At 57.8% G+C, this 14525-nt stretch carries 11 protein-coding genes and 1 pseudogene; 3 read left to right on the top strand and 9 right to left on the bottom strand.

What is annotated here, in order from left to right; all coding sequences use genetic code 11:
• Positions 1 to 9: 9 nt before the first annotated feature.
• The 9 genes and pseudogenes from CU048_12275 to CU048_12235 all read right to left on the bottom strand — a co-directional run bounded on the left by CU048_12275 (position 10) and on the right by CU048_12235 (position 11726).
• Complete coding sequence (locus tag CU048_12275; GenBank protein QBR71918.1) at positions 10 to 618, bottom strand: potassium-transporting ATPase subunit C; 609 nt, start codon at positions 616 to 618, stop codon at positions 10 to 12.
• A 29-nt stretch (positions 619 to 647) separates the two neighbouring features.
• Entirely contained in the window at positions 648 to 2780 is a 2133-nt protein-coding gene (kdpB, locus tag CU048_12270) for a K(+)-transporting ATPase subunit B (GenBank protein QBR71917.1), read from the bottom strand.
• Positions 2781 to 2857: 77 nt separating this feature from the next.
• Positions 2858 to 4585, bottom strand: coding sequence for a potassium-transporting ATPase subunit KdpA (locus tag CU048_12265; protein ID QBR71916.1), 1728 nt, complete (start codon positions 4583 to 4585; stop codon positions 2858 to 2860).
• Positions 4586 to 4597: 12 nt separating this feature from the next.
• Positions 4598 to 5107 (bottom strand): hypothetical protein, encoded by a 510-nt coding sequence (locus tag CU048_12260; GenBank protein ID QBR71915.1) that lies wholly within the window; start codon positions 5105 to 5107, stop codon positions 4598 to 4600.
• Between the two features lie 327 nt (positions 5108 to 5434).
• Positions 5435 to 6109 (bottom strand): annotated as a pseudogene (locus tag CU048_12255) (potassium-transporting ATPase subunit KdpA).
• A gap of 1258 nt (positions 6110 to 7367) precedes the next feature.
• Positions 7368 to 10574: a hypothetical protein gene (locus CU048_12250; GenBank protein QBR71914.1), complete on the bottom strand. Its 3207-nt coding sequence runs from the start codon at positions 10572 to 10574 to the stop codon at positions 7368 to 7370.
• Between the two features lie 230 nt (positions 10575 to 10804).
• The gene (locus CU048_12245) at positions 10805 to 11035 is read right to left on the bottom strand and encodes a hypothetical protein (GenBank protein QBR71913.1); all 231 of its coding nucleotides are present in this window, start codon (positions 11033 to 11035) and stop codon (positions 10805 to 10807) included.
• A 6-nt stretch (positions 11036 to 11041) separates the two neighbouring features.
• Positions 11042 to 11368, bottom strand: a complete 327-nt coding sequence (locus CU048_12240; GenBank protein ID QBR71912.1) for a hypothetical protein — start codon at positions 11366 to 11368, stop codon at positions 11042 to 11044.
• The gene (locus tag CU048_12235) at positions 11361 to 11726 is read right to left on the bottom strand and encodes a hypothetical protein (GenBank protein ID QBR71911.1); all 366 of its coding nucleotides are present in this window, start codon (positions 11724 to 11726) and stop codon (positions 11361 to 11363) included. Before CU048_12235 ends, CU048_12240 begins: the two co-directional genes overlap by 8 nt.
• Positions 11727 to 11891: 165 nt before the next feature.
• Between CU048_12235 and CU048_12230 the strand changes: the two genes are divergently transcribed.
• From CU048_12230 to CU048_12220, 3 genes are all read left to right on the top strand, one after another.
• The gene (locus tag CU048_12230) at positions 11892 to 12134 is read left to right on the top strand and encodes a transcriptional regulator (GenBank protein QBR71910.1); all 243 of its coding nucleotides are present in this window, start codon (positions 11892 to 11894) and stop codon (positions 12132 to 12134) included.
• A 4-nt stretch (positions 12135 to 12138) separates the two neighbouring features.
• Positions 12139 to 13242: a helix-turn-helix transcriptional regulator gene (locus CU048_12225; GenBank protein ID QBR71909.1), complete on the top strand. Its 1104-nt coding sequence runs from the start codon at positions 12139 to 12141 to the stop codon at positions 13240 to 13242.
• Positions 13243 to 13487: 245 nt separating this feature from the next.
• Complete coding sequence (locus tag CU048_12220; GenBank protein ID QBR71908.1) at positions 13488 to 14474, top strand: hypothetical protein; 987 nt, start codon at positions 13488 to 13490, stop codon at positions 14472 to 14474.
• Positions 14475 to 14525: the final 51 nt, after the last annotated feature.

The raw sequence follows: 14525 nt of genomic DNA, 5'->3' as shown, positions 1-14525 counted from the left end.
CGCGAGACGTCAACTCTTCTTTGCGAGCCTGTCGAGCGCAAGATTTAATTTTAGCACGTTGACATGGGGCTCGCCCAGTATGCCGAGGATGCGCCCCGTTGTATTCTCTTCCACCAGGCGGACCAGCGTTTTCTCTGGAAGACCGCGCGCCTGGGCAACCCAGGGAACCTGGAACAGAGCGGCGGCCGGCGTAATATCTGGATCAAGCCCGCTCGCCGAGGTAGTGACAAGATCGACCGGAACCCGCGCCGAAGGATTGGTCGCCGCCAGCAGGTCGGACTCGTCTTTCACCCGGTCGACCAGAGCCTTCGACGTCGGCCCCAAATTCGAGCCTGCAGAATTGCCTGCATTATAGGGCGCGGGCACGGATTTGGTGGGATCGTTTGGATCCGTGTCGGTGGTGGCGGAAGGCCGCCCATGAAAATAGTGATCGCTGGTGAAATTCTGGCCAATCAGTTCGGACCCGATAATTTGCCCGTCGCGTTCGATCAGGCTGCCCTTGGCCTGATGGGGGAAAAGGAGGCCGGCCAATCCGGTCATCGCGAGCGGATAGGCAAGCCCGGTCAGTGCCGTCATGAGAACGGTCAACATGATGGCGGGGAGCACATGCTTGATCATTTTAGGCTTTCCTCAAGCTAATGTTTGGTTCACGCCAAGCCAATCGCACCGACCACGAGGTCGATGAGCTTGATCCCGACGAAAGGGACGATAATTCCACCGAGGCCATAGACGAGCAGATTGCGCTGCAGAATGCTGGCGGCGCCGACTGGCCGGTAGGTCACGCCACGGAGCGCAAGGGGGATCAGCGCGATGATGATCAGTGCGTTGAAGATAATGGCCGACAGGATCGCGCTCTGCGGCGTTGCGAGATGCATGATATTCAGACTCTGCAGCTGCGGATAGAAGGCAACGAACATCGCCGGGATGATCGCGAAATATTTCGCAACGTCATTGGCGATCGAGAAGGTGGTCAGCGCCCCCCGCGTCATGAGAAGCTGCTTGCCGATTTCGACAATCTCGATGAGCTTGGTCGGGTCGCTGTCGAGATCGACCATATTGCCGGCCTCGCGCGCGGCCATGGTTCCGGTATTCATGGCGACACCGACATCGGCTTGCGCCAAGGCCGGCGCGTCATTAGTGCCGTCGCCGCACATGGCAACGAGCTTGCCCTGCGCCTGCTCCTCACGAATGAGCTTCAGTTTCGCCTCCGGCGTTGCCTGGGCGAGAAAATCATCGACGCCAGCCTCGGCCGCGATCGCCGCCGCGGTCAGGGGATTGTCGCCGGTGATCATCACGGTCCGAATTCCCATTTGGCGCAACTCACCGAAACGCTCCCGGATGCCGCCCTTGATGACGTCCTTCAGATGGATGATCCCGAGCAGGCGGCCGTCCTTCACCACGGCGAGCGGCGTCCCCCCGGATTTGGAGACCCGATCGGCGCTTGTGTTCAAGGCGCGGATGGCCGCGTCCGACACCAAGGTATGCGGTTCGGTGAGGCTGCCTCCCGCGTCCTTTGCGGGGAGGGATTCTGGCAGACGCACAAAGGCCACGATCGCGTCCACCGCGCCCTTGCGGATGACCATCGTATCGGTGTCGATCCCGCTCAATCGGGTAAATGCGCTGAAAGGGACGAATTTGGCGTTGAGCTCGCCCATGTCGCGGCCCCTTATGCCGTATTTTTCTTTGGCAAGCACGACGATCGAGCGGCCCTCCGGCGTCTCATCCGAGAGCGAGGCAAGCTGCGCCGCGTCCGCAAGCTCCCTTTCGCTCACTCCAGGGAGAGGAATAAATTCCGAAGCTTGCCGGTTGCCCAGGGTGATCGTCCCTGTCTTGTCGAGGAGCAGCGTATCGACGTCGCCCGCCGCCTCGACCGCGCGTCCCGACATGGCAAGGACATTGAACCGCACCAGGCGGTCCATCCCGGCGATCCCGATGGCCGAGAGAAGCGCACCGATCGTGGTCGGGATGAGGGTGACGAAAAGCGCGACAAGAACGATGACGCTGACACTGCCGCCGGCATAATTTGCAAAGCTCGGGATGGTTGCGACCGCGAAGACGAAGATGAGCGACAAACCGGCGAGAAGAATATTCAGCGCGATTTCATTCGGCGTTTTCTGCCGCTCCGCACCTTCGACGAGCGCGATCATCCGATCGAGAAAGGTCGAGCCTTGCGCGGCCGTGATGCGAACCTTGATGCAGTCGGAGAGCACCCTTGTGCCGCCCGTCACGGCGGAACGATCGCCGCCGCTCTCGCGGATGACGGGGGCGGATTCGCCCGTAATTGCCGATTCGTCGATCGAGGCGATGCCTTCGATCACATCGCCGTCGCTGGGGATGAGGTCACCGGCTTCAACGAGAACTACGTCCCCGACTTTCAAATCGACCGCGGACACGCCTTCGGTAACGTCCTTCATGCCGCTTCGATCGCCAGGATCGATCAGCCGTTTTGCCCGCGTATCCGTGCGGGCCTTGCGCAATGTCGCTGCCTGCGCCTTTCCCCGACCTTCCGCCACCGCTTCGGCAAAGTTCGCAAAAAGCAGGGTGATCCAGAGCCAAGCGATGATCTGGAAGGTGAACTTCAGTCCTTCGCCGCCGGTGAGGAGATCGCGCAGGAAGAGGATGGTCGTGAGCACGGTTACGATCTCGACCACGAACATGACCGGATTGCGGATCAGGAATCGCGGGTGAAGCTTGCGGAATGCCCCGCCGATCGCCGGCACGATGATCGCCGGATCGAACAGGGACTGCACGCTGCGACGTGGATTGGTTCTCATATCCATAGGTATGACCTCGGGTTCATTAGAAAAGTTTCAGTTGAAACAATTCCGACTTATTGGGCCGCCGCATTGTAAAAGGATCAGAAGAGTGTCCCGGCAAGCATCGCCAGCTGTTCCTCGATCGGACCAAGCGCCAGGGCGGGGAAGAAGGTCAGGCCGCCGATGATCAAGATCACGCCGATCAGAAGGCCGACGAACAGCCCGCCATCGGTTGGGAAGGTTCCTGCCGAAGGTGGGACGAGCTTCTTGGCCGCGAGCGATCCGGCGATGGCCAGCATCGGAACGATGAACAGGAAGCGGCCGATCCACATGGCGAGGCCAAGCGTCGTATTGTAGAACGGCGAATTGGCGCTGAGGCCCGCAAAAGCGCTGCCATTATTGCCGGTGGCAGACGTATAGGCATAAAGCGCCTCGCTAAAGCCATGTGGGCCGGAATTGGCCATCCCGGCGAGGCCAGGGGTGACCACAACCGCGATCGCGGTGAAGCCGAGGATCGACAAGGGGAGGATCAGAATGGCGAGCATGGCCATCTTGACCTCCTTTGCCTCGATCTTCTTGCCGAGATATTCCGGGGTGCGACCGACCATGAGGCCGGCGACGAAGACCGCGACGATCGCGAAAAGAAGCATGCCGTAGAGACCCGAGCCGACGCCGCCGAAGATGATTTCCCCGAGCATGATATTGACCATCGGCACCATGCCGCCGAGCGGCAAGAGGCTATCGTGCATATTGTTGACGGCGCCGCAGGAGGCATCGGTGGTAATGGTTGTGAAGAGCGACGAATTGGCGATGCCGAACCGTACCTCCTTGCCTTCCATATTGCCGCCGGCCTGAAGGGCACTTGGCGCCGCGTCGATGGGAAAGCTGGCGAAGGCCGGGTTCCCACCGCTTTCACTGGCGTAGACAGCGAAGGTCCCGACGAGAAACAAAATGCCCATGACGGTGAAGATCGCCCAGCCTTGGCGCTCCTTGCCGACCATCCGGCCGAAGACATTGGTCAGTGCCGCGCCGATCGAAAAGATCAGCACGATCTGGACGAAATTGGTGAGCGCATTCGGGTTCTCATAGGGATGCGCGGAATTGGCGTTGAAGAACCCGCCACCATTGGTGCCAAGCATTTTGATCACTTCTTGGCTCGCGACCGGTCCCTGCGCGATCACTTGTTTGGCCCCGTCGAGCGTATTCGCCTCGACATAGGCGCCGAGATTTTGCGGCATGCCTTGCCAAACGAAAAACAATCCGACGACGATCGAGATCGGCAAAAGCACATAAAGAACGGTGCGGGTCATATCGACCCAGAAATTGCCAATGGTCTGCGCCGAGCGTCGGGCAAAGCCCCTGATGAGGGCAATGGCAAGCGCAATCCCGGTCGCGGCGGACACAAAATTATGCATGGTCAGACCGGCCATCTGGGTCAGATAGCTCATCGTCGTCTCAGGCACGTAGGATTGCCAATTGGTATTGGTGACAAAGCTGACCGACGTATTGAAGGCGAGATCGGGAGCAACCGAGTCGAGATTCTGCGGGTTGAATGGCAGCAATCCTTGCAGACGCTGCAACGCGTAAAGCGCGATGAAGCCTGCCAGGGTGAAAGCCAGCATGGCAAGGCCGTAGCTCCGCCAATTCTGCTCCTCATCTTCCTTGACGCCGCTCAGCGCATAGATGGCCCGCTCAACAGGGCGAAGTGCAAGCGAAAGAAAATTGCGCTCGCCATTAAAGACGCGGGTCATATAATAGCCGAACGGCTTGACCAGCAGCGTAACGACCACGCAATAGAGCGCGATCTGGATGAATCCATTAGCGGTCATCGAAACTCTTCCTCAAAAGCGCTCGGGACGTATTAAAGCGATGACGAGATAAATCATCACGACCGCGATCGCGATCGTGCCGAGTATGTTATCGAATGTCATGGCGACCCTCATAAACTGGCGCACGCGCTGAGATAAAGCGCCGTCCCCGCAAAGGCGGCTGCGCCAATCACAACGAAGACAAAATCGAGGATGAAGATAGGCATCTGAGATCCTTTGCGAAACATCGTCGGCTACATCGTTCCATAGGTTTTCATAATGACAGCGATGGTTTGCTGTGATTTGTGTCAACTCTCGCAAAACCAATTGTCGCTTCGCCCGGCAGGGCATCCTGTTCGTATATCGCAATTTGCGCATATAAATTCGAGAGTGCTCAACGGTGCAGGATATAAAAATTCCATATAAATCGAGCGCGCTGTTCCAGGCTGCCGTCGGACCATGATGACCGCTTGAGAGCGGCCTCCATTCTCTGACATGGCGAAGCGGAGCGCTTCCGAACGGTTGACAAAAAGGCCCCCACATAGGCCAGCCGGATCCCGTACAACCCAATTGCCATGGCGATCCCTGCCGACGAAGAAAACAGATGATCTCGACATAGGTCGCAAAGGAGGTTCCGACGATTCCTGAGACTCCATTGATTCGATCTGTGCCATGTCATTTGCCTTTCGAGATTGGTTGTCGATTGTTGTCGACGCTGCGAATCCCTTGCTTGGGCCAGCGGTGCAGATACTGTGGCCATTGCGGCATATAAAATCGAGATGGAAGAGAACTCCCTGAAATAAATGGGAGATAAAGATTGAATTCGAACTCGGCTGAAACTGCGGCGGCTAGACTCCGGCCAGCCAACAATCAATACAGCTTAAACATGGAATAATATTCTGCGAGCGGACCGAGCGCGAGCGCCGGAAAAAAGGTGAGAGCTCCGAGAATCAAAACAGTGCCGACGATGGCGAGCACCGGAATGATGACGAGAAATCTCCCGCACAACATCGCCAAAGCTAATGTCATGTTGAAGAAAGGTGTATTGTCGCTCAAGCTGGCAAAGGCGCTGCCGTTGGTCGCGGCGGCGGAAGTAAAAGCATAGAGCAATTCCGAAAACCCGTGCGGTCCCGCGTTCGACGTTCCCGCAAGGCCCGCAGGAAGCACCGCCGCGACCGCGGTGAGGATGAGAATTGTCGCTGGAACGACGAGCAGGGCCAACACCGCCATCTTCACCTCAGCGGATTGAATCTTTTTGCCGAGATATTCGGGCGTGCGCCCCACCATCAGGCCGGCAACGAAGACAGCGACGATGGCATAGAGAAGCATGCCGAAAAGACCGGAACCAGGGGCGCCGACGATCACCTCATCCATCATCATATTGGCCATGACCATGCCGCCGCCGAGAGGCGTGAAGCTGTCATGCATGGCGTTGACGGCGCCGTCCGCCGAGGTCGTGGTGACATTTGCGAAGAGCGCCGACCCGGCAATGCCGAATCGAACCTCCTTGCCTTCCATATTGCCGCCGGCCTGGAGAGGGCCTGCCGCCTGTCCAACTTTGTCCCATTATTGTAGCGGCAGAAGGCCAATGCTGCGTGCGATCAGGCCGACGCAAATGATCATGGCGACAACCCCCGCATAGACGAGATCGGGGCGGCTTATTGCGCGGGAAATCCTGGTTCTAGATCGCGGTTTCATAGCTGGTTCCTTGCATTACGAGAAGCGACAGAAATGCAGAGGATGCCAGGAAGTGCATAAAGGATCGAGATAGCGGCTTAGGCGTCAATCTAAAAAAAGCATATAGAAGGCGTGAAGTGGTCCTGTGGCACCTGCGTGACGACATCTTTGCGCTATAACGTTTCGTCATTGAGATCGCCACACGAGAGAGGGGACTCCGACAGGATGATGGTGCTGCGAATTTAGCAGAAGTTTTCATCCGACGCGGGTCGCGATTTATACGGGATGATTATCGATAAAATCGAAGGCGAGCGCCTCGATGCGCTGCTCCACTCTTTCGTCGGGGGGGGGGCGCGAATGGCAAGCGAGGGCCGCGACAACCTTGAGACCGATGGCGGATCAACCCGCGTTTCAGGAAGCAGACAAGCTGCTCAGTGAGCAAGGCGCCAAGCGACTGACGAGGCCAGGATCGACACCCGCCTCATCGGGTCTAAGGCCAATTCCGCCGTTTGAGCAAATTGGGAGGGCAGCGAGGGTCGTCTGCAATTCCGAAGGGACGACACGCCTGCAAGATTGTAGGTTGAAACGTACATCCAAGGGCGAACTAAACAAATATATTGTTTTTCAATAGGTTATGCGTGCATATGGCGGAGAGGGAGACCGCCATAGCTACGCCATAACGTATTGAAACTACACTAGAATTAAATTGCTTAGATGCATCGGCCCTAGTCTAGGCCCACGCCTATGCGAAAGTGAAGGCCCTTTAACTGGTCGCCGATGCCTGCCCTGCCCGATCGATGTGATCCATGCGATCGATGCGGCTCCGTGTCGGGTCGCGGAGCCGGCCGAGGTGATGCGCAAAGTTGAGAGCAAGGCGTTCGAATCGGTCGAAAAGTCAGCAGCGGGACCCTGCCTAACCTAAATTTTGAAATCGGCCCCAAAAACGGAAAATAGCACGCGTGCTTTCGCTATCCCCGAATTCCGAAATCCCGGTGGTCGATCACCAGTGGTCCCCGTAGGAATGACGCGTAAGCCTACTGCATTTCCGAACAACAGGCTACCAGCTTAGCCGGCCGAGCTTTAAATCTGGAATCGACAAGGGACAATCGTTCCCGGCCCGCTCGATTCAGTAGCTCGGCCGAAGACTGCGATTTCGGCTCACTTCTTCCGAAACCATTTTTGCGATCGCGCGCGAATGCGCTCTCAGCGTATCCATCGTCGTGCCACGCTCCGCGCTGTAATGGATGTTAAACACTGGACTCCCTCCCGCACCCTGGCCCCTGTCAGCACCCGCTCCTGCTCCCGCGCCATTCCGAATAGCAGCCGCAGGCCCCGCAGGCACGATCATCTCGCCCTTATGAACCTGGGCGATCATGTCCCTTGGCAGCTCCCATGAGCCCTTGGCAAATGACGCCATACCGCCGGCTACTCCCAAAACAGTGGCCATCCCCGCGCCCGCCGGACCAGCCGCCGCCGGCCCCATTACGGGCGCAAGAAAACCGAAGATACCGGCAAAAGTTTCGCCCGCCGATGCGAAGATGGCCTTCATAACTGCGACAGAATTAACGGCGGCCGAGGCTATCGCGCCGCCTCCTTCCGCCGACATGCGCGCCGCGATTCCTGCGACAGTAGCGGCGGTGATTTCCTGCTGGCTCGCGAAGGCCTGAAGAGCGTTCTTGGTTTGCAAAGCCAGCCAGTCCGCCGCCATCTTTTCCGCCGCCGATGCGAACATATTGATGAGGCCCAGCGACACTTGCCGCGCGGCGTCCAGCAATTTTTGCTGACTGCCGATCATGCCTACCAAGGCACCCCCAATAATCGAGGCGATCTCCCCGTAAGTTTGCCGGTAAGATTCCAAGACCCTCTCCTGTTCCTTGATTTGCACTCTGGCAACTGCCCGAGCCCCATTGGCGGTGGTCTCATCCGCTTTCCGTTGAGCCTCCCGTTGCTTTTCGGCCGTCTCTGAATTCAGCGACTGTCTCTTGATGCTCGAATAGAGCTGCGCAAGCGTCGTGTAGTGGGCTTTCTCGGCAACCATCTCTTCGTTGATGAGCGCGATTCTCTTTTTGGCGCCCTCCGCCTCGGTAATGACCTTCGCTTCGACAGCGAGCTGCACGTTGTCGATGCTCGTTTCGAGGGCTTTCTTCTCGGCGTTCCAGCGAACCTTTTCCTGCTCCGCTTCGTTTTCGGTTTGCTGTTTTTGGTACTGGTCTTCGAGCTGCTGCCTTTGAACCAGTAGAGGATTCCGCTTGGCCTCATCATCCCCGGCAGCCTTGATCTGAACGTCGAGCGACCCGAGCCTAGCCGCCTTCTCCTCCGGGCTTCTTTCCTTCGCCCGCGCCGCAGCAAGATCGTAGCGGGATTTGTCGACGGCAAAATTGGCGGCGTTGAGCTTGGCCAGATCCGTCCCGCGCTGGGCTGCCAGATCGCGATATTTTTGCGAGCTTTCCAACGTCGAACCGATGGCCTTCAAGGCGTTGAGATCCGTGTCATCGGCGTCAACAAGCCGCTGCGCCGCGACTACATCATTCTCATGGCCGGCGGCAATCGCTTGCAGGGTCGCGAGCCGTTCTTTTTCAATCGCGCTTCCGCCGCTTCGGGCATTATTTTGATCAACTATTTGCTCTTTTATTTGCTGTCGCTTCGCGCTCTCATCCCGCAGCGCATCGTTCATTTTTGACTGTTCACCGGCGGAAGCCGAAAGGTTGCCGCCTTGCTGCGCATAAAGTTGACTAAACCGCTCGCCATACGCACCCGGCCGCGTTCCATTCACATCGGCGGGACCGTTCGGATCGTTGACGGCCTTTTCCCCGCCGAGCCATGCGCGCGCCGCGCCCTCCGGTCCAAATTTTTGCAGGTACTCCCCGAACTTCGCGAGGAAAACCGCGTCTTGCGCAGCCTTGTCAGCCAGGAATTGCTCTGGCGTCATCGCGGTGCCGGTGACTTGTTTGGTCCAGTCAGGAACGTTGCTCCCCATGACTTGGTAAGCGCCATAAGGCCGATCGGTGCCGGACCGATTATAGGGTCCGATCTTGCCGTAGTCGCCCGCCGCCGATCCTGATTCAATCGTTTTGATCGCGGCTGCGGCGGCCGCTAAATCTCCGCCGGAGATTGCGTTCGCTTTGATCCTGCCAAGAGCTTGAGCTAATCGGTCCGCCTTGTTTGCGGAATCTTCCAACTGTTGTGACATTGGATTGCTGGCCAGCGTAATGTGGGCGGCATCTTCGATGATGTTCTTGAGACTCGCCGACAGCTTTTTGGCGTTGTCGGATGCCTCCAAAAGCTTCGAAGCCGCGCCGCTAAGCGCATCTCTAAATGTGTAAGAGTAGGCCCCGGCAACCTGCGCGAAACTGCCGAACGTCAAAAACTCTTTGCCTGCCGCGCCGATGCGCTGCGCGAAGGTCGTGGTCGCGGCCGTCGACCCCCGGATTCTTTCTTCCGTCGTTTGCAGGATGCGAGCGAGGGCGCCGAGGATCACGGCTTGCTGCTGGTTTTTGTCTCCAGCGTCCGTCGCAGCCTTAAGAGAGGTTTGCTCCGCTAGGGTCATCTGGCCAAAACTTTCGACCAGGGTTTTGCCGGCCGATGCGGGCTTCTCCAACGCCGCTGTCATTTCCTTCATGGCTTCCGGCACGTCCTTGCCCGTGATCTCGGCCAGCGGCTGAATGGCAGTCGAAATCAGTTGCCCGAGCGCGGCGCCGGTCACGCCCGATTTGACCGCAACCGCCTCCAAGGCCTCTGCGGCTTCTTTCGAGACACCGGGAATGCGAAGAAAGGAGGTTTGGAGCTTGTCCAAATCGCCGGTGATATTCGTCGAGCCGGTCGCGGCTCCGAGTTTGAAAAGGTTTTCCGACTGCACTTTGAATTTTGCGATGTTGAGTGCGAGATTGCCAAAATAGGCAGCCGCCAGCACGGCCTCACCGCCGAAGATTGCAAGGCCCGCCCGTCCGGCCAGGAACCCGCGCGAAGCTTCGGCCGTCGTGATCACAAGGCCGGCAATCGAGCCGTTCATCTGAGCCCAGCGGCCGGCAACAAATTCGTCAGTGATGGCCCGGAATTTTTGAGCTAAAAAGTTCGCCGACAGGCCGGCGGAATGCGTGGTTCCCGCGATCGCAGACAGGCCCGCTTTCAGTTCCCCGATTTCCGATTTTGTTTGGCGAAGCGAGCCCCGCGCCGCTTCTAAATCGCGGGTGTATTTGTAAAGCGAGAGGTCGCTGACTCCCTCTTGGGAAATGTTTCCCCGCAGCGATGCAATTTCTTTTTGCAGCTCGCGTAATTTGCTTTGCGCACTGGAGATATTGGCGGTGACTTTTAGGGAGAGATCGTTGGCGGCCATCGGTTACGAGTTCCACGGATCTGGGAAGGGCGCCGGGTGCGCCGCTGGCTTCCAGAGAGGGAAAGTCACAGGGGACTTGTTCGGCGACTAGGAAACACTGACCCTAACATAAAACATGGCCGTAAGCAAGGGGCTGCACCGGCCCGCAGCGAGCGCCCCGTGCGCCGCCAACGAAAAGCCCCGCGCAAAGGCGGGGCTTCCTGATTATTGCGTTGGCCGAACGCGGGCTCTTAGTCTTCGTCGTCTGGCGCGCTCGCGATGACCAAATCGTTCTCAGTCACCCATAACGAGCCTGCGAATCCATTGTCATATGATTCGCCGATCAATCCGGCACCCGGCACCCCGGTTGCTTGAATGATGCCCCTGACTTCCTCAATCGCGTCGGGCCACGTGGTCGCCTTCATGTCGTGAGGAAAACCGCCGTCTGGATAGCATTCGAAAAATTTGTCAGCCATTTTCATATCCTCTTATTGCAGGTGAAGTACATCTTCCACGATGCTGTCGGCCAGCTTGCCTTCCGTTGCCGCAAATGAGGCTTTTAGTTTAAGCCCCTTGACCGTTGTCGCACGTGTGCTGGCCAGCCGGCGGACGACGGTATCGAGTGATTGCAGTGCGAACGCTTCGGCCACTTTCGCTGCTTCGAGCGCTTCGCGGCTCCCGGCGCTTGGCTCACGCAAGTATGCGATCTGCAATTGGTTGCGATGCGCGAGGGCGTCGTGAAACGCCCTCTCTGCTGCATCGACTCGCGCGGCGAGCGCGAAAAGCTCGGCTTCGGGCTCGGTTGCATCAATCATGGCGAGCCCCCGTAAATTGCGCAGCCTTCCCGTTGGCGCGAAGTGCGTGGGCCTGAGCGAGTAGTTCGCGCATCCGGATGTTGCCCGGAATGTTGATGGGCTGCGCATAGGCCGCGGCTTCAAGATCGTCGGCTTGCTCTGCGGCGGCGGCCGTCAGGACTGGTCTTGCAGCAGTCGCCGCAGCGTTTGCCCGCGAGGATTTTTCGACGTGCCACGCGTCCCTAAGATACGCGGCGAAGGCCTGCCGATAGGTGCAGGTCGCGACGTGCATGCCGAGCGCCCGATCAACCCGATCGCCGTAGCGATATTCGCGACTGGGCGTCATTCGGGCTTTGGCCCTGGCATGAGCCATGCGCATGATGGCTGAGCGGTCCCAGGTGTTTGGTCTTTCGAGGTGGGTAGTGGACATGTTGGCCCCGGCACGTTGCTTTTCGTCTCGCCCTGTGCGATACCTAAGGGATAAGACAATCCCTGGGGGATGTAAATACTGTAGGGCTAAAAAGTTATCTTTAAGGGATATGTTATGATTACCAGCGAACAGATTAAGGCGGCACGGGGGTTAATCCGCTGGGATCAAAGAGACTTGAGCGCCGCGTCTGGAATATCCCTCCCGGCCATCAAGCGCCTGGAGCAAATGCCGGGACCGCTGGCGGCACAATCCCGCACGGTCGATGCGATCGTCGCCGCATTCGAAAAGGCGGGCGTTGAATTTATTGCGGAAAATGGCGGCGGAGCGGGCGTGCGGTTGTGCGCACGAAGTAGTTGAGCCCATGGACCAGCAACTCATCGATCGCATCTACGAATGCTCCTTCGCGCCGGAGCTTTGGCCGGGCGTTTTGGATGAACTCGCTCAAATTGTGGATGGGTGGGGAGGCGCATTTGTTATAGCCAACGCGAATGTTGGAGTTGTGGGCTGGACCGCTTCGACAGAAGTTTACGAAGACGCAGCGACCTATGTTTCCGAAGGTTGGATTATGCGGGGTTCGCGGCTAAATCGTTTGTTCGGGGCGCGTCATGCCGGTTTCTTAAGTGAATACGACCTGTTCACTGCGGAAGAATTAGATAGTGATCCAGTATATCGAGATTTTTTCCGTCCCCGCAGCTTCGGTTGGCAAGCGACAACAGGAGTTCCCTTGCCAACTGGGGATTGGTTCATCTTCAGTGTAGGACGACACAATTCTCGTGGGCCTGTTGAGCCGGCGTTCATCCAGCAGTTGGATGTCCTGAGGCCCCACCTCGCTCGCAGCGCGCTCATGTCGGCCCGGCTCCGATTGGAGCGCGCACGCGCCGCCACCGAGACGCTTGCGCTCATTGGCTTGCCGGCGCTGGTTTTCGACAATCAGGGCAAGGTGATCGCTGCTAACCATTTGATCGAGGCAATCACGGAACATGTCCAGTGGCGCGCGCAAAACCGCGTGTCTCTAAAGGACACCAACGCCAACGCGCTGTTCCGCCAAGCGGTCGAGACGCTCAATATTATAAACGGCACGCCGGTGCGTTCTTTCGCCGTGCGCGGCGCCGACACTAACGCGGCAATGGTCGCGCATGTCATTCCGATCCGTAGATCAGCGCGCGACATTTTCGTGCGCTGCGCCGGCGTGCTGGTGATGACTCCCCTGACCTTGCCGCAAGCGCCTCCGGTTGAACTGGTCCAGTCGCTGTTCGATCTGACTCCGGCGGAAGCTCGCGTCGCCCGCAGCCTGAGCGCTGGAGAAACCGTAGAGAAAATTGCCTCGATTGGAGGGGTTTCGCTCAACACGGTCCGTACTCAAGTGCGTGGGGTGTTGGAAAAGACAGGTTGCCGTCGGCAGGCCGAGGTGGTTGCGCTTCTCGGCGGCGTCAGGTTGTCCGCGTTTGACCGGGGAGCGACGTAGAGTTTGGACAAAATCGAATTTCAATTGCGAATCTAGGCTGAGCTTTTGTAGCCAACTAATCACAATCCAATTGTTTTCGTGACATCATCAGTTTTGATGATGAGATCCTCCGCCGGCACGGCCAAACTCCAAAACACCACGGAGATGACGCGTTTCACTTTCCACTTACTCCGTAGCCGCAAGGCAACCTCCTGGGAGTTTTCCCAACGGTTTTCAACCTTGCGTAGCGCAAAGGAGATATTCCAATGACGAAGTCCGTTTGTATCAACTCGCCCGATAAGCTAGTTCTCTACAATCCGAAGCACCGACTCGCATCTGACGTCGTCAAGGCATTTTCGTCGGGACGGGAAGCACATCTCAAACTGCTCGCGCTTCGGAACCAAAATGACCTCACGCCCGACATCAAAAAGAAGCTTCTGGAAAAGAAGCTGGGCATATACCGAGCAATTGCGGAGACGATGGGCCTGAATTTCAACAAAACAAGCGACGCATTGCGGGATATAGCCGACGAGAGGAGTGCTCATACCTCAGCTGCAACTAAGGATCGCATCAATGCACAGAATCAGTTTGGTAGCATAGTTAAACCGGCGCCCCTCCCTCCTCCCACACCGGAACCAGTAGATCACACGTTCTGGTGGTCGTATACGCAACCCTTCCTTGCACCACGGACCAACGCAGTTTTTGCAGATGACGGTCTGCATTTCTGGGATGGCCCGTTCGTGGAAGAACATAACGGCGAGATGCACACCAGTTTTGGTGCCACAGCCGTGTTCGAGTTAGCGCCGCACCGGCTGCCGAGCTCCCCGACCGGCTGGTTTATATCGAGCCCACACGTCGAGCTCTTCGGCGGGATTTCGGGGTACTCACCCAACTGGGACCTGCTCCAAGGCGATGGCATCGTCGAGTGCAAACTATTTCTGAGGCAGACTATTTTCCAGTGGGCATTCACCATCAACGGCCCTGAGAAAGTATACGTGGGGGAGGCAATGGGCTACCACCCGAATTGGTATTTTTACCGAAGGAATATGGGATCCTCGGGCTACGCGTACATGCCGGGCTTCACGCCCCTTCCGGCCGTTGGTTTCAGCCAGGACCGTTTCCACGCAACTGAGACACTGTATGCCGAGATCGAGGTTCGGTTTGACATCTATCTCAATAACGCAGGAGCCGGACTCTATTGTGATCCGAGGGTTGTGTTGCAGACTTTCCAATGGCGGCTCATTCCAGCCTAACGCCACCTCGGGGACGATCGCGAGGACGCGATAGGTCTCTCCGCCCCGAGC

The sequence above is a fragment of the Beijerinckiaceae bacterium genome (genome assembly GCA_004564215.1).
Lineage (GTDB): Bacteria > Pseudomonadota > Alphaproteobacteria > Rhizobiales > Beijerinckiaceae > Methylocapsa.
This window is presented reverse-complemented; position numbering and strand designations above follow the sequence as displayed.